At 62.3% G+C, this 20,301-nt stretch carries 20 protein-coding genes; 11 read left to right on the plus strand and 9 right to left on the minus strand.

The window, feature by feature from the left end; all coding sequences use genetic code 11:
• Position 1 precedes the first annotated feature (1 nt).
• Positions 2 to 616, plus strand: a complete 615-nt coding sequence (locus tag IE166_RS03970; protein WP_189501807.1) for a flavin reductase family protein — start codon at positions 2 to 4, stop codon at positions 614 to 616.
• On the opposite strand, the gene IE166_RS03975 is transcribed toward IE166_RS03970, so the two are convergent.
• Together IE166_RS03975 and IE166_RS03980 are read right to left on the minus strand one after the other, a co-directional pair.
• Positions 613 to 1,485 (minus strand): HpcH/HpaI aldolase/citrate lyase family protein, encoded by an 873-nt coding sequence (locus tag IE166_RS03975; protein ID WP_189503229.1) that lies wholly within the window; start codon positions 1,483 to 1,485, stop codon positions 613 to 615. The two genes, IE166_RS03970 and IE166_RS03975, sit on opposite strands and share 4 nt — an antisense overlap.
• A 3-nt stretch (positions 1,486 to 1,488) precedes the next feature.
• Complete coding sequence (locus IE166_RS03980; protein WP_189501809.1) at positions 1,489 to 1,944, minus strand: MaoC family dehydratase; 456 nt, start codon at positions 1,942 to 1,944, stop codon at positions 1,489 to 1,491.
• 83 nt (positions 1,945 to 2,027) lie between these two features.
• Here IE166_RS03980 and IE166_RS03985 point away from each other — a divergent pair, with 83 nt between their 5' ends.
• Positions 2,028 to 3,149, plus strand: a complete 1,122-nt coding sequence (locus IE166_RS03985; protein WP_189501811.1) for a DUF2336 domain-containing protein — start codon at positions 2,028 to 2,030, stop codon at positions 3,147 to 3,149.
• Positions 3,150 to 3,155: 6 nt separating this feature from the next.
• On the opposite strand, the gene parE is transcribed toward IE166_RS03985, so the two are convergent.
• Together parE and IE166_RS03995 are read right to left on the minus strand one after the other, a co-directional pair.
• Positions 3,156 to 5,339, minus strand: coding sequence for a DNA topoisomerase IV subunit B (parE, locus tag IE166_RS03990; protein ID WP_244641315.1), 2,184 nt, complete (start codon positions 5,337 to 5,339; stop codon positions 3,156 to 3,158).
• A 109-nt stretch (positions 5,340 to 5,448) separates the two neighbouring features.
• Positions 5,449 to 6,087, minus strand: coding sequence for a PAS domain-containing protein (locus IE166_RS03995; RefSeq protein ID WP_189501813.1), 639 nt, complete (start codon positions 6,085 to 6,087; stop codon positions 5,449 to 5,451).
• 299 nt (positions 6,088 to 6,386) lie between these two features.
• Here IE166_RS03995 and IE166_RS04000 point away from each other — a divergent pair, with 299 nt between their 5' ends.
• The 6 genes from IE166_RS04000 to IE166_RS04025 all read left to right on the plus strand — a co-directional run bounded on the left by IE166_RS04000 (position 6,387) and on the right by IE166_RS04025 (position 10,968).
• A complete protein-coding gene (locus IE166_RS04000) occupies positions 6,387 to 7,136 on the plus strand; it encodes a rhomboid family intramembrane serine protease (protein WP_189501815.1) in 750 nt (249 codons plus the stop codon).
• Positions 7,137 to 7,229: 93 nt separating this feature from the next.
• Positions 7,230 to 7,661 (plus strand): CBS domain-containing protein, encoded by a 432-nt coding sequence (locus IE166_RS04005; RefSeq protein WP_189501818.1) that lies wholly within the window; start codon positions 7,230 to 7,232, stop codon positions 7,659 to 7,661.
• Positions 7,662 to 7,831: 170 nt separating this feature from the next.
• Positions 7,832 to 9,334, plus strand: a complete 1,503-nt coding sequence (gene gatB, locus IE166_RS04010; RefSeq protein WP_189501820.1) for an Asp-tRNA(Asn)/Glu-tRNA(Gln) amidotransferase subunit GatB — start codon at positions 7,832 to 7,834, stop codon at positions 9,332 to 9,334.
• Positions 9,331 to 9,825: a GNAT family N-acetyltransferase gene (locus tag IE166_RS04015; protein WP_189501822.1), complete on the plus strand. Its 495-nt coding sequence runs from the start codon at positions 9,331 to 9,333 to the stop codon at positions 9,823 to 9,825. The genes gatB and IE166_RS04015 overlap by 4 nt, the downstream gene beginning before the upstream one ends.
• Before the next feature lie 86 nt (positions 9,826 to 9,911).
• On the plus strand, positions 9,912 to 10,310 hold the full coding sequence (locus tag IE166_RS04020; RefSeq protein WP_189501824.1) for an NADH:ubiquinone oxidoreductase subunit NDUFA12: 399 nt from the start codon (positions 9,912 to 9,914) through the stop codon (positions 10,308 to 10,310).
• Between the two features lie 268 nt (positions 10,311 to 10,578).
• Positions 10,579 to 10,968 (plus strand): DUF2155 domain-containing protein, encoded by a 390-nt coding sequence (locus IE166_RS04025; protein WP_244641398.1) that lies wholly within the window; start codon positions 10,579 to 10,581, stop codon positions 10,966 to 10,968.
• 19 nt (positions 10,969 to 10,987) lie between these two features.
• On the opposite strand, the gene IE166_RS04030 is transcribed toward IE166_RS04025, so the two are convergent.
• The 3 genes from IE166_RS04030 to IE166_RS04040 all read right to left on the minus strand — a co-directional run bounded on the left by IE166_RS04030 (position 10,988) and on the right by IE166_RS04040 (position 12,302).
• Positions 10,988 to 11,329 carry a hypothetical protein gene (locus IE166_RS04030; protein ID WP_189501826.1) on the minus strand — a complete coding sequence of 114 codons (342 nt, stop codon included), beginning with the start codon at positions 11,327 to 11,329 and terminating at the stop codon, positions 10,988 to 10,990.
• Between the two features lie 21 nt (positions 11,330 to 11,350).
• The gene (locus IE166_RS04035) at positions 11,351 to 11,734 is read right to left on the minus strand and encodes a helix-turn-helix domain-containing protein (protein WP_189501828.1); all 384 of its coding nucleotides are present in this window, start codon (positions 11,732 to 11,734) and stop codon (positions 11,351 to 11,353) included.
• A 97-nt stretch (positions 11,735 to 11,831) separates the two neighbouring features.
• Positions 11,832 to 12,302, minus strand: a complete 471-nt coding sequence (locus IE166_RS04040) for a peroxiredoxin (protein WP_189501830.1) — start codon at positions 12,300 to 12,302, stop codon at positions 11,832 to 11,834.
• 89 nt (positions 12,303 to 12,391) lie between these two features.
• On the opposite strand from IE166_RS04040, the gene IE166_RS04045 reads away from it, so the two are divergent.
• The gene (locus IE166_RS04045; RefSeq protein ID WP_189501832.1) at positions 12,392 to 15,802 is read left to right on the plus strand and encodes a YhdP family protein; all 3,411 of its coding nucleotides are present in this window, start codon (positions 12,392 to 12,394) and stop codon (positions 15,800 to 15,802) included.
• 171 nt (positions 15,803 to 15,973) lie between these two features.
• Here the strand turns inward: IE166_RS04045 and tyrS are convergent, their stop codons facing one another.
• The gene (gene tyrS, locus IE166_RS04050; protein WP_189501834.1) at positions 15,974 to 17,227 is read right to left on the minus strand and encodes a tyrosine--tRNA ligase; all 1,254 of its coding nucleotides are present in this window, start codon (positions 17,225 to 17,227) and stop codon (positions 15,974 to 15,976) included.
• A 112-nt stretch (positions 17,228 to 17,339) separates the two neighbouring features.
• Between tyrS and IE166_RS04055 the strand changes: the two genes are divergently transcribed.
• Positions 17,340 to 18,455, plus strand: a complete 1,116-nt coding sequence (locus IE166_RS04055; RefSeq protein WP_385964429.1) for an anhydro-N-acetylmuramic acid kinase — start codon at positions 17,340 to 17,342, stop codon at positions 18,453 to 18,455.
• A gap of 54 nt (positions 18,456 to 18,509) precedes the next feature.
• Here IE166_RS04055 and ald read toward each other — a convergent pair whose 3' ends face one another.
• Entirely contained in the window at positions 18,510 to 19,625 is a 1,116-nt protein-coding gene (gene ald, locus IE166_RS04060; RefSeq protein ID WP_189501838.1) for an alanine dehydrogenase, read from the minus strand.
• 148 nt (positions 19,626 to 19,773) lie between these two features.
• Between ald and IE166_RS04065 the strand changes: the two genes are divergently transcribed.
• Positions 19,774 to 20,247, plus strand: coding sequence for an Lrp/AsnC family transcriptional regulator (locus IE166_RS04065; RefSeq protein WP_189501840.1), 474 nt, complete (start codon positions 19,774 to 19,776; stop codon positions 20,245 to 20,247).
• The last annotated feature ends 54 nt before the right edge of the window (positions 20,248 to 20,301 follow it).

The following is a 20,301-nucleotide window of genomic DNA, read 5'->3' on the forward strand; positions in this document are numbered from 1 at the left end:
CATGTTTTACGAACCCGCCAATGGCCACGGCCTGCCGCATGATCCGTTCAAGGCAATCGTCGCGCCACGGCCGATTGGATGGATTTCCACGAAGTCGGTGGATGGTCGCGTGAACCTCGCACCTTACTCCTTCTTCAACGCCTTTTCCGGCAATCCGCCGCTGATCTGGTTCTCGTCGGAAGGGGCTAAGGACAGTTCGAGCTTTGCGGAAGAAAGCGGCGAGTTCGTCGCCAACCTCGTCAGCCGCGATCTGGCGCAAGCCATGAACCGCAGTTCGGTGAACGCGCCGCGCGGCACCAACGAGTTCGATTATGCCGGTTTGACGATGGCGTCGTCACGCCTGGTTCAAGCGCCGCGCGTGGCGGAAGCGCATGCCGCGCTGGAGTGTAAGGTCACCGAGATCTTCCGACCGAAGACGCTGGATGGCACGAAGTCGGAAGCGCATGTCGTGATCGGGCAGGTGATCGGTGTGCACCTTGCGGACGCCTACCTGACCGATGGCCTGTTCGACATCGTCAAGGCGGGCAGCACGGCCCGGCTCGGCTATATGGACTATGCCAGCGTAACCGAGACCTTCGCGATGCGTCGGCCACGCTGGGAAGAGGATCGCGGCTAAGCCGCCGATCCGGCGCGTGCCAGCAGTCGCTGCGCGCGCTTTAGATGCGGGCGGTCGAACATCTTGCCGTCGATACCCACTACGCCGGGATCACCGGCTGCGGCAAAGGCTTCAACGATCGCTTGCGCGCGGGCGATTGCCTGTGCGTCCGGCGTGAAGGCCTCGTTGATCACCGCCACCTGTGCGGGATGGATGGCCATCTTACCGGTGAAGCCATCGCGCGCGGCATCCAGGCATTCGCGGCGCAACCCGTCCTCATCGCGGAAGTCGACGAAGACGGTATCCAGCGGCGCGACCTCTGTTGCGGATGCTGCGAGGACGGTGAGCGCGCGCGCCAGGCGGAAGACGTCAGTCAATTGGCCGTCTTGCGTGCGTGTGCGCTCCGCGCCGGTCTCGGCCGACAGATCTTCGGCACCCCAGGTGAGACCTGCAAGGCGCGGGTGGCGCTGCTGCCATGTGGACGCCGCCAGCACGGCTGCCGGCGTTTCCGTGATCAGCGCGATGATCCGTGTGCTGCCATCCGCCAGATCATGCTCGGCTTCATGCACGCGCAGCTTCGTGGAAAGGTGATCGACGTCGCTGCTGGCTGCCGCTTTCGGCAACAGAATGCCAACCGGCGCACCGCTCATCACCGCTTCAAGATCGTCGTCGATCAGGCCTGAGCGCAGGTCATTGGCGCGGACATAAAGCTGCGGCCCGCCAGCGTTGCGATTGGCCGCGAGGAACTCGGCCGTCAGCTTGCGCGCGGCTTCCTTGTTGGCGGGACTGACGCTGTCTTCCAGGTCGATCAAAAGCACATCGGCGCCCGATGCAAGACCCTTGTCCAGCTTGCGGGTGGAATCACCCGGCACAAACAAAAGCGAGCGCATCAATCAGGCTTGCCGTGTCTTGAGCATCATGGCTTGGCGCGTGCAGCGGGCCACCAGAACGCCGTCCTGGTTGAAGGCGCGATGCTCGAACTCGACGATGCCGCGATCCGAGCGCGAGCGCGATTCGCGCACCGACTTGATCTCGGTTTCGCAGCGGATCGTGTCGCCATGAAAAACCGGATGGGGAAACTCGGTGTTCGTCATCCCAAGATTGCCGATCGTGGTGCCGAGCGTCGTGTCATGAACGGAGATGCCGATCATCAGGCCGAGCGTGAACAGCGAATTGACGAGGGGCCGGCCCCACTCGCTCTTGGCCGCGAAGTCGAAATCGATATGCAGCGGCTGTGGGTTGAGCGTCATGACCGAGAACAGCATGTTGTCGCTTTCGGTCACGCTCTTCGTCAACGTGTGGCGGATCACCGCGCCCACTTCGAACTGTTCGAGATAAAGCCCCGCCATGCCACGCCTCCCGCAATTATGGTGAACCGTTCGTAAACCATTGCTGTCCTAGGGTTCAAGCGTGGAAGGACAGGGCGAAAAGCATGGTTGTCGTGGCACATTTCCTGAGATGGATCGACACAGCCCGCGTTTGCGAACGCGCCGCTGCCGCTGCCGCCTTGTCGCGTGCTTACATCGACGGAACGCTGGAGTTCGAGGATCGCTGTGCGGCGGAAGCGGCCCTCACGCTGCTGCTCGACGATCCTTCGTCCAAGGTGCGGCTGGCCATGGCGGAAGCCTTATCCATGAGTCGCAAGGCACCGCCGCAGATCATCGCTGCTTTGGCTGCCGACCAGATCGAAGTCGCAACGCTTGTGCTCGGCCGTTCGCCGCTTTTGACCGACGCCGACCTGATCGACCGCTTTGCTGTTGCGCCGACGCCAGTGCAATGCGTCGTCGCCCGCCGAGCCTGGGTCGGGATCAGCCTGGCCGCAGCCATTGCCGAAGTCGGGGAAGCGGAAGCCTGCATCGCGCTCTTGCAAAATCCCGGTGCCGACATCGCTGCCGTCAGCTTCCGGCGCATGGTGGAGCGATTCGGTGAGCGTGCCCATCTGCGCGAAGCGATGCTCGGTCTAGCCGATCTGCCGTCCGACTGCCGTCATCTGCTTCTGGTGCAACTCGGCGAAACGCTGGGACGCTCGCCGTTTCTTCTTGGCGTCATGGGCGAGGCGAGGGCGGCGCGCATGGCGCGCGAGGCCTGCACCAAGGCATCGCTGACCCTGATTGACCGCACCCGCAGCGACGAGCATCCGGCCTTGATCGAGCATCTGCGCCTGCGCGGCGAACTCACCACCGGCTTTCTTCTTCGCTCGGTTGCTGCGGGCAAAATCGACTTCTTCGGCGCGGCTCTTGTTGCGCTGACAGGGCAAAGCGAACGCCATGTCGGCGCGCTTCTGGCGCGCGGCCGCGATGTGGCGCTTTGTGCGCTGATGCGCTCGGCCGGCTTGCCGCAAAACCTCCAGCCCGTGATTACCAGCGCGCTTTCCGTATGGCGCGACGTCGCAAACGGCAAGCGCGTTGCCGGCACGCAGGAAGTGACCTGGGCGATGCTACAGGCGCTGAAGGATGACCCGACCGGCGAAGTCGCCAGCCTCATCCGCCGCATTCACCTGGATGCCCTGCGCGAAAACGCCCGTCACCACGCACGGGCGATCGCAGCGGCTTAACCGTGCTTAAATATCCAGCGCCTCGGCAAATTCCGCATTGTCCTGGATGAAGCGGAAGCGCAGTTCGGGCTTGGTGCCCATCAACGCATCCACCGCCGCCTTCGTGGCATCGACCTCGTCCTGAACCTCGACGCGCAAAAGCATGCGCTTCTTCGGGTCCATCGTGGTCTCCTTGAGCTGCGCCGCCATCATCTCGCCAAGGCCCTTGAAGCGGCCTATCTCGATCTTGCCGCGACCGGTGAATTCAGCTTTCAGCAACTGATCCTTGTGGGCGTCATCGCGCGCATACATGACCTTGCCGCCCTGGCTGATGCGATAAAGCGGCGGCACGGCCATGTAGAGGTGGCCGTCGCGGATCAGGTTCGGCATCTCCTGATAAAAGAAGGTGATCAGGAGCGAGGCGATATGGGCGCCGTCGACATCGGCGTCGGTCATGATGATCACGCGATCATAGCGCAGGTCTTCGTCGCGATATTTCGACCGGGTGCCGCAGCCGAGTGCCTGGATCAGATCAGAAATCTGCTGGTTCGCACCAAGCTTTTCCGAACCGGCCGACGCGACGTTGAGGATCTTACCGCGTAAGGGGAGGATTGCCTGGCTTGCGCGGTCGCGCGCTTGCTTGGCGGAGCCACCGGCCGAGTCGCCCTCGACGATGAAGAGCTCCGCACCTTGCGCCGCCGTCTGCGTGCAATCGGCCAGCTTGCCGGGCAGGCGCAGCTTGCGCACGGCGCTCTTGCGGCTGACTTCCTTTTCCTGCCGGCGCTTTAAGCGCTCGTCGGCGCGCGCGATAACCCAATCCAGAAGCTTGGAGGCTTCCTGCGGATTGTCGGCCAGCCAGTGATCGAACGGGTCGCGGATCGCGTTTTCAACGATGCGCTGCGCTTCACCGGTCGCCAGCTTGTCCTTGGTTTGGCCGACGAATTCCGGTTCGCGGATGAACACCGACAGCATGCCGGCCGCCGAAATCATCACGTCATCGGCGCTGACGATCGACGCGCGCTTGTTGCCGGTCAGGTCCGCATAGGCCTTGAGGCCGCGCGTAAGCGCAGTGCGGAAGCCGGCTTCATGCGTACCACCTTCGGGCGTGGGAATCGTGTTGCAGTAGGAATTGACGTAGCCGTCGCCGCCATACCAGGTGACAGCCCATTCCAGCGCGCCGTGGCCACCCTGCTTGTCCGTTTTGCCGGCAAAGATCTCGCGCGTGACCTGCATCTCGCTGCCGAGTTGGCCGGTGAGATAATCCTTCAAGCCGCCGGGGAAGTGGAAGACTGCGCGCTGCGGAGTCTCGTCTTTTTCTTTTAGCAGGGCGGGGTCGCAGGACCAGCGAATCTCGACGCCGGCGAACAGGAACGCCTTGGAACGCGCCATCTTGTAGATGCGCTCCGGCTGGAAGGCCGCGCCCTTGCCGAAGATCTGCTCGTCAGGATGAAAGCGCACCTTGGTGCCGCGGCGGTTATGGACTTCACCCAGGCTTTCCAGCGGACCTTGCGCGATGCCGCGCGAGAAGCGCTGGCGCCACAACTGGCGACCGCGCGCGACCTCTACTTCCAGCACGTCCGACAGCGCGTTGACCACGGACACGCCAACGCCATGCAGACCGCCGGACGTCTCGTAGACCTTGGAGTCGAATTTGCCGCCGGCATGCAGCGTGGTCATGATGACTTCGAGCGCGGACTTGTCCTTGAACTTCGGATGCGGATCGACCGGGATGCCGCGGCCATTGTCGGTCACGCTCAGGAAGCCGTCGGCGGACAGTTCCACTTCGATGAAGGTCGCATGGCCGGCCACCGCCTCGTCCATCGAGTTGTCGATGACTTCCGCGAACAGATGATGCAGCGCCTTTTCATCGGTGCCGCCGATATACATGCCAGGGCGACGGCGCACCGGTTCCAGCCCTTCCAGCACCTCGATGTCGGCTGCGCTGTAGCTTTCGGCGCCGTCGCGCGACGGCTGCGCTTTAGGAGCACGCGGGGCAGGGGCTGCCGGCACGCTCGGTGCTGCAAGCGGAGCGGACACGACGGGCTGAGGCGGAGAAGGTGTCTCAGCTGCGGTTGCTTCCGGCGTTACGTTCGGCAAGGTCTTTTTTGCGGCGCGCTCACGCGCAGCCTGCAGGATCGGATCAACCGGCTTCGACTTGGCGCGCGCCGGCGGAGCATCGAATAATCCGAAGAGGTCGTTTGTATCGGTCATTCCAAACCAGGTCCCGGTACTGCGAATCACCGTGCAAATATGGCACGGCAAGCGCGGCCATGCGACCTGTGTTCCGGTTCCGTTCACGAATTTGGGGCGATCGTCCCCATCATTCACCGCGTCCGCCGTCCAGAACCACAAGGTGACGGATGCGCCGGCCGGGCCCGGAAAACACATCGAGCGGCTTGAAGTGGCGATCGCCCGGCGCCAGCGAGGGCACTTCGATGGCCGGCCGGTTCTTCAGGAAAATCGGCTCGATCTCGGGATCGATAACCCGCACCGACTGAAGCACATTCTCGCGGATGGGGTCCGCGCCCATCCAGAACGGCCGCTCCTTGGCACTGACGATGCCCAGCGCGCGCAGACTGTCGCGACCGCCGTCGATGGGCAGAAGCAGCAGTTCGAACGGATGCTCGCGACCGGTCTCGCTGACACCGCGAAAGCTCATCGAAACGACGTTCTTGTCGTGGAAGGCGTTGTTGGACAAACGCGCGACGATCTTCTGGTCGCGCGGCGTCCACATGGATGCAAAGGAATAGCCTTTCAGCTCGCGTCCATAGGTGGCGCAGAGGCGCGTGCCTGCCAGGCGGAACACGGGACCCCCGCGCGTATCAAGTTCAAGGATGAACGTGTCGGCAAGCAGGTTCTTGATGTCCGCAGGCTCGATTTCCGTGCGTAGCGGAGCAGGGCGCCCATCGCGCAGCCGATTCCAGTATTGGAATAGCTCTATCGAACCCTGCAGTCTCATAAGTTCCCGTTCTCCATGATCGCCGGCGGTGTGCCATCGGTGAACAAGTTGGAGCTGCCCGACGCTGTTCATGCTGCGCGGAGCAGGAAGCGTGCCAGTCAAGTGCCTTGCTTGTTCACGGAGCAGGGCAGTTAAGGTTAACAAAGGGTTTACGTTGCGCTGACGAGAAGTGGCGGCCAAAGTGGCAACAACCGCAGAGAAGCGCGGGTTACAGCAAAGTTTTGGGGGAGCGTGGGGGCTCGACCAGGCCGTTTGAGGGAAACCTTGAACGGCCTTCTTTTTAGGCCGATCTAGAGTTCATGAGCATCCCAGAAGAGAATCACCGCGCCACCGCGGCCGAACCCGCCCGGGTCCTTTCCCCGCCGCGCGAGCCCGTCTTCAACATACCCGGCGCCGTGCTGCTGATGATCGCGCTTTGCGCGGGCGTGCATCTCGTGCGCCAGTATGTTCTGACCGAGGAGCAGGACATCAGCCTGCTGGTGCGCGCGGCCTTCATCCCGATTCGCTATTCCGGTGATTACCTCTTCGACATCTATGCGGTGACCAGCACGATCACCTACGCCTTACTCCACGGCGGCTGGTCGCATCTGATCGTCAACATGGTCTGGCTGGCCGCGTTCGGTTCTCCGCTCGCTAACCGATTGGGTGCCTTGCGTTTTCTAGCTTTCTGGTTGGTGACTGCCTGGGGCGCGGTGGCGCTGCATTATGCTCTGCATGCCGGTTCGGAAATTCCGCTGGTAGGTGCTTCAGGCGCAATCTCCGGCATGATGGGCGCTGCGGCCCGCTTCGGTTTCAACATTGACCGAAGCTTGGGTCGCGGGCGCTTTTCCGGTCCGCCGCTGACGATCATGGAGAGCCTGACCTCGCGCACGGTGATCGTGTTTCTTGTGGTCTGGATGGCCGTCAATCTTATATCCGGCCTGGGCTACCTGACGCCCGAGGACATGGGCGCGGTGGCCTGGGAAGCGCATGTTGGCGGTTTTCTGGTCGGGTTCCTCTTCATCGGTCTGTTCGGTGAAGCGGAGCCGCAAAGGGCGCGCCTAGCTTAACGCCGTTGCCAGACCGCTCCGAGCTTGGCACGATGCTTCTTCACCGTCGCTCAAAGGCGATGGGCGGGTGGCGCTAACAGGAGGAGCAAGCGCATGACCGTACGAAAAATCCTGGAAACCAAGGGCCGTGCCGTCGCGACGATCGGCCCTGATCAAACCCTGGCTGACGCTGCCAAAAGCCTTGGCGAACAAAGGATCGGCGCTCTGGTCGTCACCGATGGTGATGGGCGGATTGCCGGCATCTTGTCGGAGCGCGACATCGTGCGAGTTGTCGGCCGCGACGGTGCGCTGGCGCTGGAACAGCGGGTTTCGGCCGTCATGACCAGCGATGTCACGACCTGCAGCGAGAACCAGACGGCCAGCGAATTGCTAGAGATCATGACCAATGGCCGCTTCCGCCATCTTCCGGTGGAGCGCGATGGCCAACTCGACGGCATTATTTCCATCGGCGACGTGGTGAAACTCCGCATCGAAGATGTCGAACGCGAGAGCGAAGAGATCAAGCTCTACATCGCGACGGCTTGAACGGGTCCGGTTCCAGCCTGTTTGTTCGATTTGGGATCCGTTCAAATTGTACGGAGTCCTGGAGTTGAACAGGTGGGATCTTCGGCTTGCCTTGCGAAGCGCGGCCGATTGCTTTAGCCGATTTGGCAAACAAGATGCGGCTCGCCGCGCGCTTCGACCGGACCTTCATCATGACGTTAGTTGACACCCGCACGCCCGATCCCAAACGCCTGATCCCCGGCGCCACCGGCGACTGGGAAGTGATCATCGGCCTCGAAGTCCACGCGCAGGTCACGTCGGAGGCCAAGCTGTTCTCCGGCGCGTCCACGACGTTCGGCTCGGCGCCCAACGAGAATGTCAGCCTCGTGGATGCGGCGATGCCCGGCATGCTGCCGGTGATTAACGAGGAATGCGTGCGCCAGGCCGTTCGCACCGGCCTCGGCCTGAAGGCGCAGATCAACCACAAGTCGGTGTTCGACCGGAAGAACTACTTCTATCCCGATCTGCCGCAGGGCTACCAGATCTCGCAGTTCAAGCAGCCGATCGTCGGCGAAGGCCAGATCATCATTTCTGTCGGGCCGGATCGTCAGGGCAACTTCGAGGATATCGAAGTCGGCATCGAGCGCCTGCATCTGGAACAGGATGCCGGCAAGTCGATCCACGACCAGCACCCCACCATGTCCTTCGTGGACCTGAACCGCTCGGGCGTCGCCTTGATGGAGATCGTGTCGAAGCCAGACATGCGCTCGGCCGACGAGGCAAAAGCCTATGTCACCAAGCTCCGCACCATCGTGCGCTATCTCGGCACTTGCGATGGCAACATGGACGAGGGATCGCTGCGCGCCGACGTCAACGTGTCCGTCCGCAAGCCGGGCGGTGAGTTCGGCACGCGCTGCGAGATCAAGAACGTCAACTCGATCCGCTTCGTTGGCCAAGCCATTGACTACGAAGCCCGCCGCCAGATCGCAATCCTCGAAGATGGCGGCAAGATTGACCAGGAAACGCGGTTGTTCGACCCCAACAAGGGTGAAACCCGCTCCATGCGCTCCAAGGAAGAAGCGCATGATTATCGCTACTTCCCCGATCCAGACCTGTTGCCGCTCGAATTCGACCAGGCCTATGTCGATGCGTTGGCTGCCGATCTTCCGGAACTGCCGGACGACAAGCGCAACCGGCTCGTCAACGATCTCGGCCTGTCGGTTTATGACGCCTCGATCCTCGTTTCGGAAAAGGCGATCGCCGCTTACTTCGAGCAGGTTGCGAAGGGCCGCGACGGCAAGATTTCGGCCAACTGGGTCATCAACGAACTGCTCGGCGCGCTGAACAAGGCCGGCCGCGACATCGAGGATTCTCCGGTATCGCCCGAACAGCTCGGCGCTATCGTCGACCTCATCAAGGACGGCACGATCTCCGGCAAGATCGCCAAGGACGTGTTCGAGATCGTCTGGAATGAGGGCGGCGATCCCCGGGAGCTCGTTGAGTCGCGCGGCTTGAAGCAGGTCACCGACACCGGCGCCATCGAGAAGGCCGTGGACGATGTGATTGCGGCCAACCCCGACAAGGCCGAGCAGGCGCGCGCCAAGCCGAGCATGGCCGGCTGGTTCGTGGGTCAGGTCATGAAGGCGACGGGCGGCAAGGCGGCTCCGCAGGCCGTCAACGACCTGGTCAAGGCCAAGCTCGGGATCACCGAGTGAGCGTTTTCGTCCGCACTGCGGGTTCGCGGGACATTCCCGCGATCCGCGCCCTGCTGGCGGAGACCTGGCACGCGACCTATGATGGTCTCTACGGTCCCGCCATGGTGGAAGAACTGACGGCCGAGTGGCATTCGCCGAAGGCCTTGCAGGCTATGATTGATCGCGATCGTTCGGATTATCTCGTGGCCGATGACGGCGAGCGGCTCTGCGGTTGTGCTTACGCCGCAGCGATCGGCGACGATGCGCGCACCGTCACGCTGTTCCAGCTTTACGTGCTGCCGGCATTTCAAGGCAGCGGCATCGGCGGCATGCTTTTGGAAGAGATCGAGCAGTCCTTCTTCGAATCGGAGTTGCTGCGTTTGGAAGTGGAAGAAAGGAACAGCCGCGCCGTCGCCTTCTATGAGACCGAAGGCTTCACCCAGGTCGGGCGTGAGGAACATGGCGGCGCATTGCCGCGAACCGTGCTGATCTACGAGAAGTCACTGGTCTGAGCGGTGCGCCTTCTTGCCAAGCAAGGCAGTCAGCGCCATAACGCGGCCAACGAACAAGCGGATACCCGCCCTTAAGGGATGACGTGATGTCAAAGTTCTTCACCCAGTTCTTCACCTGGTGGAATGGTCAAACGCTCGGAACGCGTTTCAACACCTGGCGCTTCGGCAAGAAGGTGGGCGAAGACGAGTTCGGGAATGTTTATTACGAAGGCGACAAGAATGGCGACGGAGAGCCGCGTCGTTGGGTGATCTATAAAGGCTATGCCGAGGCATCCGCCATTCCGCCCGGCTGGCACGGCTGGATGCATCATCGCGTCGATACGCCTCCTTCGGCTGAAACCTACACGCCGCGCGAATGGGAGAAGGCTCATACGCCGAACCTTACGGGCTCGGCTGGCGCTTACCGTCCAAAGGGCTCGATCCTGAACGAGAAAGAGCGTCCGCGGGTTACCGGCGATTACGATGCTTGGACGCCGGGCGGCTGATCTCCCGGACGGGCGCTCACGAGATTTCTCGCCACAATTCTCCTCTACGCGAGACAGTTGAAAAAGGCCGTGCCTCGCGGCTTGCGGTGGAATTGGATCGATGATGCTGAGTGCGAAGCGGAGCCTGATGGCTGGTTTGATCGCGATGCTGATCATACCGGCAGCTCAGGCTCAGGAAGGCCCCCAGGGGTTCGAAGGCATCCAGGGCTTCGATACGCCACCGCAAGGCGAGCAACTACAGCCCGGACAAGAGGTCCCGCAGGGACAGGTGCCGGCTCCCGAAACGGAAGCCCCCCAGCCTGCCGTGCCTGTCCAGCGCATCAAGAACCCGGTCGCGGAATTTGCCGGCATCGACAAGATCACCGGCCGCATCATCAATTTCGACGTCTATGTCGATGAGACCGTGCAGTTCGGTGCACTGCAGGTAACGCCACGCGTCTGCTATGCCAGCCCGGAAAACCAGGAGCCAAAAACCGACTCCTTCGTGGAAGTCGACGAAATAACGCTCGATCGCAAGATCCGCCGCATCTTCACCGGCTGGATGTTCGCCGAAAGCCCCGGCCTCAATGCCGTGGAACATCCGGTCTATGACGTATGGCTGAAAGCCTGCAAGAAGACCTCGGACGTGCCAGCACCGGAAGCCGCCAAGGCGAACTGACCGGCTGTTGAACGTCTCATCAGGCCGGCGTTGATTTCAGCAGGCAATCTGCTCGTTCAGACAAGGGGCAGCCGCGTTCGGCCAGACAGGCGATCGCCTCGCGCGCGGTTCGTTCCTCGCCCGTATTCCCGATAAACGTGGTTAGAGCGCCTTCAAAGCTCAGCACGACGTTGAAGGTACGCCATGTGCTCCGATAATCGACCAGCGCGACCTCGGCGTATGGCCTGAACCGCGTTCGAAACAGGCGATATTCAATTTTGTCGGGATGCAGGACGAGTCGCGGCGCCATGTTGTTATGGCCCCAGGCCAGCCAGGGAACAGGCTTGATGCCTCCGAAAGCCGCGATCAGCTTGACGTTCATGATCGGCAAGTCAGCAGGCGATCATTCCCCGCGATGAAGCCGCTCGATCTCGCGTCCTAAACGCTCGATGATCTGCCCGGTATCTTCGTGGATGCGGCGCAGTCGCTCGATCTGGGCAGTCATCGAGGCGAGGGGGTCGGGTCCGATTTCGTCAGCCGGCGCATCGCCAACACCATGCATCAGCCACATCAGCGTCACATCGAGAACGCTGGCGACCAGCGTCAGGCGCTCGACACTTGGTTCGGAACGGTCGTTTTCCCAATCGATAATCGTCTGCTTCTTCACGCCGACGCGCCGCGCCAGCGTTTGCAGACTGATCCCGCTCGCATCGCGCGTGCGCGACAAGCGCCCGCCCAGCGTGTCGGTGTCGACGGTGCGCGACGGGAATGCGCGAATGACGGTCAAAGTCCGCTCCTTCACCCCTTAAGCCAGGGGATGACCTATCACGCGGAGGCACAAAAACAAGTCGCTCAGCCGCCCTGCTGTGACGCGTTTCTGACAGTCAGCTTAATGCACGCGCAGCTTCCAGAACTTCCTCGGCATGACCGGGCACGGAAACCTTACGCCAGATCCGGGCGATCTTGCCGTCCTTGTCGATCAGGAAGGTGGAGCGCTCGACGCCCATATATTTGCGGCCGTACATGCTCTTTTCCTTCCACACATCGAGCGCCGCCAGCACGGACTTGTCTTCATCGGCGATCAAATCGATGCCGAGCTCGTGCTTTTGCTTGAACTTGTCGTGCTTCTTCACGCTGTCGGGCGAAATGCCGACGACTGTCACGCCGGCCTGTTCGAAGTCCGGCTTCAGCCGCGTGAAGTCGATGGCCTGCGCGGTGCAGCCGCTCGTGTCATCCTTGGGGTAAGCGTAAAGCACCACCGGACGTCCGCGCAGCGATTGCAGCGACATAGTTCCGCCCCCATCGCGTGGGAGTTCGAAATCCGGTGCAGTGTCGCCAATTTGTAGCTCAGCCATAACCTAACCCGTTTACCTCGTGACGTTTCTCGCGAGATATAGAGCCCAGCCGGATTCGTCCATCAGCCGATCAGGAACCGTCGACCCCGTTGGAAAACGAGCCGCGCGAGCATCAGAGAATCCGCTTCCGGCGCAACGAGATCGCTGATCTCGGCGCTTTGCCTTCTGCTGCCCGGCCGCAAGTGGCGACGTCTCCTCAGCCCAAGCGCCGAAAGCGACGCCACCTTCACCGCCTCGGCGTAGTTTTCAGCCTCCTGATCGGCTTGTTTTTAGCCGCCGTGTTCTTCCTTGCGGCCTACGGCATCCCGTCCATCGGCATGGATCGTTTGCGCGAACAGGCCGAGCGGAGCGGCAGCCGCTTTGCGGGTGAACCGGTGTCTGCTTCGCTGGGGCGGCTCGGCGTTTCCTTCGACTCCTCGCGCTTTCTATCCTTGAGCCTCGCGGACCTGAAGCTCGGCGCAGTCAATCCAGGCGGGCCGCAGATTTCGGCTGGTGAGGTTCGCTTCGGCCTTGCACCTCTGCAGTTGCTGCAAGGTCGCATCCAAATCGGCAATGCCACGCTTGCCGATGCGCGCATCGTGGCCGGCGCCTTGCAGCAGAATGGTGAGCAGGACTGGGCTGCCGGGTTGAAGAACGAGCAGGGCCTCGTTGATCCCGACAAAGTGCTGGCGGCGATCTTCGAGGGTCTTCACCGTACCTTCAGCGGATTGGACTCCGGCCAGACCAGGCGGCTCGCGCTGGAAAATGTCGAGATCGTTCTTCCGGGTCTGGAGAAGACCACGACCTTCGTGATCCGCTCGGCCACGCTGCAGCGCGTTGCGGATGCGCTGACGATCAATGCCGAGCTCGTTGTCAACGGACGCACGATCACGCTGGCCGGCAATGCCGAGCGTCCCGGCGGCACGCAGATCTCGTCCTTGACGTTTGAACTCGATTCCGACCCCATCTTCCGCGATGATCCGGTGATCGATGATGGTAACGCCAAGGTCGATCCGTCGCTTGGCACCATCGCCATGGATATCGACGGCCACGAAGGCATCAACGGCGAGCCGAGCCATCTCAGCGCAACCGCCTCCATGACCGGGGCCGCCATTGACCTCGGCAAGAACGGCATCATTGCAGGTGCCGCCGAGCTCAGCATGCAGCTTCGAACCGGCTCCGGCGAACTGGCGATCAAGCGCGCGGCAGTTCAAACCGGCGAGACCACGCTCAGCTTCAGCGGCGGGGTCGGCCCGCAGCCAGTCGCGGCAGATGCACCGGGTGCGGCACGTGCATACCGCTTCGAGCTAGTCAGCGACGGGTCGCGCTTGGCAGCTGAAGGCCTCGCCGAGCCGCCCATTGCGATCACCTCGCGCATCGCCGGCAAATATCTGCCCGATCCCACCCAGCTTGTGATCGACGATCTCAAGCTCAGCACCGATGACGGACAGTTCGCCGGGCAGGGCGAGATCATCTTCGATGGCCGCCGCGCTCCTGGCATCCGCGCCATCCTCGGCACCACGTCGATGCCGGTGGCCTCGGCCAAGCAGCTGTGGCCCTTCATCGTCGCGCCCAATGCGCGCGGCTGGGTGCACAAGAACGTGTCCGAAGGCCGGCTGATCGAAAGCGAGATCAACCTTTCGCTGCCGCCCGGCCGTTTGGGCGACGGCATCCCGTTCAAGGCCGAAGAAGCCAATGGTCGCTTCGTGGTGGAAGGCACGCGCATCCACGTGCTCGATACTTTGCCCACGGTGCAGAACGCAGCCGGCGTCATCACCTTCGGCGGCAATGATGTCGGCATCTCCTTGTCGAAAGGCGAGGCCCTCATGGCGGAGGATCGGCGTGTAACCGTGTCGAATGGCACCATGCGCATTCCCGGCCATCAGGCGGGCGGCCCGGTCGGCTTAATGACGCTCGATCTTGCCGGCGACGCCAAGGCGGTTGGCGATCTCGCGTCACGCGAACCGATCAACGCGCTGCGCTTCATCGGCATGGAGCCCAAGGATCTCAGCGGCGAAATCTGGGGCACGGTCAATGCCGACATCCCGCTCAGCCGCGAAGTCGACCGCGCGCGAGTGCATTGGAGCGTCGATCTCGCTTTCGACAAGCTGGCTATGGCAAAGCCCTTTTCGGGTCAGACGGTCACCGACGCAGCTGGAACGGCATCGATCGATCAGCGCCGCGCGGAAATCGCCGCCAATGCCAATCTCAACGGCATACCGGCCCGGCTGAACCTCACCGAGCCGGTGGGCACGACCACGGATGTTGCCCGCAAACGGTCCATTCAGCTGACCTTGGACGAAGCGGCGCGCCGCAAGCATTTCCCGGCACTCGATCCGCTCATCTCAGGGTCGATGCTGCTCGATGTCGATGCCACGCAGGGCGACCGGCAGGAGGTTACGGCCGATCTTACCGGCACCGAGGTTCGCGTGCCCTGGGTTGGATGGCAAAAGGGCGCCGGCGTGCCTGCCAAGCTACGCTTCGGCCTGAGTGCGCATGATGGCGTCACGGATCTCCAGGACTTCCGCTTGAGCGGCGACAGCTTTTCAGTTGCCGGCGACCTGCGCCTGAACTCCGGCGGATTGGCTTCCGCAAAGCTCGGCACGGTGCGGCTCAATAGGGGCGACGACACGTCGATCGACCTTGAGCGCAGCGGCAAGACCTACACTGTGCGCGTGCGCGGCAAGCAGTTCGATGCGCGGTCCCTGGTGAAGCACTATCTGGCCGAGTCTGCCGCCTCGGCATCTGGCACAGGCGAGGCGATGCCGGTGGCGCTCGATGTCGCCATTGACCAAGCCAACGGCTTCTTCAACGAAGCGATCAACAATCTCAAGGTCACCTATGACAGCGGTGCTGGCGCGCTGCGACTCAGCGGCGTCATGGGGTCAGGCGGCGCAGTGGCTGTGCAAACCGACAATGCTGGCGGCAGCAATTCGCTACGCGTGCAGGCGACTGATGCCGGCGGCTTCCTGCGCTTTGCCGATGTCTACGAGCATATGTATGGCGGCCGCATTGAGCTGGAACTGGCCGGCCGCACTGGCAAGCCGATGGTCGGCAGTGTCGATGCGCGCGACTTCCGCATCGTCGACGAGCCCAAGCTGCGCTCGCTGGTTTCCAACCCGCCGCCGGACGGCAAGTCGCTCAACGATGCGTTGAAGCGGGAGATCGACACCAGCAGCGTCGCCTTCGAGCGGGGTTTCACCCGGATCCAGAAAGGACCGGGCTCGCTGATGCTGCGCGAAGGCGTGGTGCGCGGGCCGGTAATCGGTGCGAGCTTTCAGGGCACATTCTATGACCCTCAGGGCAACATGGACATGACCGGCACCTTTTTGCCGGCCTACGGCGTCAACCGCATCTTCGGCGAGATTCCGATCATCGGCCAGATCCTTGGCAACGGCCGCGACGGCGCGCTGATCGGCATCACATTCCGTCTGATGGGCAATGCCAAGAAGCCCGACCTTCAGATTAACCCCATCTCGGCCATCGCCCCCGGCATCTTCCGCTCGATCTTCGAGTTTTAGCAAGAGCGCCTTTCCTTCTCCCCTTGCGGGAGAAGGTGGCTGAGCGGAGCGAAGTCGGATGAGGGGTGCTTCAGCTTGGAACGCTCCGCGCCGATACCCTCAACCGTTTCGACGCTGGTGCGTCGATCCACCTTCTCCCACAAGGGGAGAAGGGAAGCATGCGCTTCAGCCTTAAGCCGCGCGCACCAGGATGTGCTTCTTCTTGCCGAGCGACAGCTTGATCACGCCGGCTTCGCCGATCTCGGCGGTGCCCACCAGCGTGCGCTCGTCGCTTACCGGCTTGTCGTTGATGCGCACCGCGCCACCCTGAACATGCCGGCGCGCTTCGCCGTTAGACGCGGCAAGCTTTGCGGTCACCATCAGCGCGAGCAGGCCAATGCCGCTTTCCAGATCGGCAGTCGGCACATCTATCGTCGGCAGGTCGCTTGCAAGAGCGCCTTCCTCGAAGGTCTTACGCGCGGTTTCGGCAGCCTGTTCCGCATTGTCGCGCCCGTGCAGCATGGCCGTGATCTCGGTGGCGAGGATCTTCTTGACCTCGTTGATCTCCGAACCCCCAAGCGCCGACAGACGTGCGATCTCGTCCATCGGCAACGTCGTGTAGAGCTTCAGGAAGCGTGAGACGTCGGCATCTTCCGTGTTGCGCCAGTACTGCCAGAAATCATAGGCCGACAGCATATCGGGGTTGAGCCAGACCGCACCCGACAGCGACTTGCCCATCTTGGCGCCGGAGGAGGTGGTCAGCAGCGGGGAGGTCAAGGCAAAAAGCTGCGGCGTGTCCATGCGGTGGCCGAGATCGATGCCGTTGATGATGTTGCCCCACTGATCCGAGCCGCCCATCTGCAGGCGCGTGCCAGTGCGTTTGCTGAGCTCCACGAAGTCGTAGGCCTGCAGGATCATGTAGTTAAATTCGAGGAAGGACAGCGACTGCTCGCGATCCAACCGCGTCTTGACTGAGTCAAACGAGAGCATGCGGTTGACCGAGAAATGGCGGCCGACATCGCGCAGGAAGTCGAGGTAGTTGATCCCCAGCAGCCAGTCGGCATTGTTGACCATCAGCGCATCGCGCGGGCCCTCGCCGAAGGTCAGGTAATTCGAAAAAACCTTCTTGATGCCGTCGATGTTCGACTGGATGGTTTCCGGGGTCATCAACTTGCGCGCTTCGTCCTTGAAGGACGGATCACCCACCATGCCCGTACCGCCGCCCATCAGCGCGATCGGACGATGCCCGGTCTGCTGCATCCAGTGCAGCATCATGATCTGGATCAGGCCGCCTGCGTGGAGGCTCGCCGCCGTTGGGTCGAAGCCGATATAGGCCGTCACGATCTCGCGCGAGAAGAGCTCGTCCAGGCCAGTCTCATCGGAGACCTGGTGGATGAAGCCACGCTCTTGCAGCGTGCGCAGGAAATCGGACTTGAAGGCAGACATGGTTCCAGACTTTCGGTCAGGCTTGAGGGAGGTATGGGCTTCCACCTATTAACGATTGGGAAGACGGCTGCGCTTTAGCATCGCAGGCAAGGGAATCAAAGGGAGACGGGTGATGACGCTGACGACGGCCCTCGGCCTGATGAGTGGCACGTCCATGGACGGCATCGATATCGCGGCCATGCGTACCGACGGCGAGAGCAACGTCGAGCGCGGCCCGTCATTGTTTGTGCCCTATGATGATGCCTTCCGCTCCCGCATCGAAACCGCGTTGCAAACTGCAAAAGCGATCAAGCAACGCGACGAAAGGCCTAGCGATCTTGCCGAGCTGGAACGCGATCTCACACTGCGCCACGCCGAAGCTGTCGCAGCGTTCCTCGCCAACTTCCCGGACTGGGAACCTGACCTGATCGGCTTCCATGGCCAGACCGTCCTACATCGACCAGCCGAGGGTCTCACGGTTCAACTCGGCGACGGCGCACTGCTTGCACAACGAACCGGCACTCGCGTCGTGTATGATATGCGCGCAGCCGACATGAACGCCGGCGGGCAGGGCGCACCGCTGGTGCCAGCTTACCATGCCGCGCTGGCCAAAAGCCTCTCTGATTCCTACCGCAAAACTCCGACCGTCTTCGTCAATATCGGCGGCATCTCCAACGTCACCTATGTGCCCGCAGCCGGCGATCCCGTCGCCTTTGATAGCGGTCCCGGCAACCAGTTGATCGACCAATGGATGCAGCGTGAAGGAGGGCTCGCCTTCGATGCCGATGGCGCAGCCGCGGCTAGGGGCAGCGTGCACCAGTCTGTTGTCGATACCTACCTTCAACTGCCCTTCTTCGCCCAGCTTGCCCCAAAGTCACTCGATCGCAGCGACTTCGACCTGTCCGCCGTGACAGGCTTGTCTCTCAACGATGGCGCGCGCACGCTGGCGGCGCTCGCAGCCGAAGCGGTGTTCGCCGCGCGCAAGCAGATGCCGGAGACACCAAAGCTCTGGATCCTCTGCGGCGGCGGTCGCAAGAACCCGCATATCGCCGGCGATCTTCGCAGACTCGTCCAAACCATTGATGGTGAGGTTTTGGCAGCCGAAGATGTCGGCCTCGATGGTGATGCTACCGAGGCCGAGGCTTGGGCCTATCTGGCGGTACGCTCTGCACGCGGCCTGCCGCTGACTTGGCCGACGACGACGGGATGCCGCCAGCCGACGACGGGCGGTGTTATGGTTCAGCCATAAAGAAAACCCGCCGGACCGCTCCGGCGGGCTCCTTCATCAAACGCTGAGTGCCGTTCAGGCAGCCAGCACTGCCTTCGGCTCGGCAAGGTCGTAGCCCAGCGCGTCGGCTACTGCGGCATTGGTGATGCGGCCTTTGTGGGCGTTGAGGCCGTTGCGCAGATGCGGCTCGTCCACCAGCGCCTTGAGGCCCTTGTCGGCCAGCGCCAGGCCATAATGCAGCGTCGCATTGTTGAGGGCGTGGGCGGAGGTCACCGGCACGGCGCCCGGCATGTTGGCGACGCAGTAGTGGATCACGCCCTCGACCTCATAGGTCGGGTCGGCATGGGTGGTGGCGTGGCTGGTCTCGAAGCAGCCGCCCTGGTCGATTGCGACGTCGACCAGCACCGCACCTTTCTTCATGCCAGACAGCATTTCGCGGCTGACCAGCTTGGGTGCTGCCGCACCGGGAATCAGCACGGCACCCACAACGAGATCAGCCGAGAAGCATTCTTCTTCCAGCGCCTCGACGGTCGAGTAGCGCGTATGAACGCGGCCGTTGAAGATGTCGTCGAGCTGGCGCAGGCGCGGAATGGAGCGGTCGAGGATCGTGACATCGGCACCCAGCCCAACCGCCATCTTCGCGGCATGAAGGCCGACAACACCGCCGCCGATTACGGCGACCTTGCCCGGCAGCACGCCCGGCACGCCGCCCAGCAGCACGCCGCGGCCGCCGTTGGCCTTCTGCAATGAGGTCGCACCGGCCTGGATTGCGAGACGTCCCGCCACCTCAGACATGGGTGCCAGCAGCGGCAAGCCGCCGCGCTCGTCTGTCACGGTTTCATAGGCAACGGCGGTGACACCCGAAGCGAGCAGACCCTTGGTCTGATCCGGATCAGGCGCCAGGTGCAGGTAGGTGTAAAGGATCTGGTTCTCGCGCAGCTGCACCCATTCATTGGGCTGCGGCTCCTTGACCTTCACGATCATGTCCGACTTGGCGAACACCTCTTCCGGAGTCTTGGCGATCGTCGCACCGGCGGCGCGGTACGCGTCGTCACCAGCACCGATGCCGGCACCCGCTCCGGTTTCCACCATCACCTGATGACCGTGTGCCGCATATTCGCGGACCGCACCTGGGGTGAGGCCGACGCGATATTCGTGGTTCTTGATTTCCTTGGGGCAGCCGACGCGCATGTTTGCACTCCCATTATCTTGGCGTTCCGCAGAGCAGCGACTGTATGCCTAGGAGGTGTCGCAGGTCCTTGCGATGTCAATTGCTCTCGCGCGACTTCGTGACATAGTCTTGCGCGTAGAAGGACGTTTGTCGAAGGAATCGCGGATCATGGCTTTGGACAAGATCGATCTTGCGATCCTTAGCGCTCTTCAGAAGGACGGCCGCATGTCGAATGCAGCTCTGGCTGAGAAGGTTGGCCTCTCCCAATCCGCCTGCTCACGCCGCCTCGATATGCTGGAGAAATCCGGCACCATCCGCGGTTACCATGCCCAGATCTCGGCCGCCGGCCTCGGGCATCCGATGACGGCGATCGTTCATGTCTCACTGTCCGGTCAATTCGAGAAAACCCTGTCGGAGTTCGAGGCTGCGATCAAACGTTGCCCGAACGTCCTGTCCTGCCATCTGATGACCGGTGAATACGACTACATCCTGCGCATCGCCGCGCGCGATCTGGCCGACTACGAGCGGATCCACAAGGAATGGCTGACGGCCATGCCACACGTCATCAAGATCAACACGTCCTTCGCCATGCGCGAGATCATCGACCGGACGGCGTTCGGATTGAAGACCGAGCTTGTATGACTTGGACCTGCAGGCAGCAGCGTGTCATCTCTTCGCGATGATCCTGCGGTTACT

The organism is Tianweitania populi (assembly GCF_014652875.1).
Taxonomy (GTDB): Bacteria; Pseudomonadota; Alphaproteobacteria; order Rhizobiales; family Rhizobiaceae; genus Tianweitania; species Tianweitania populi.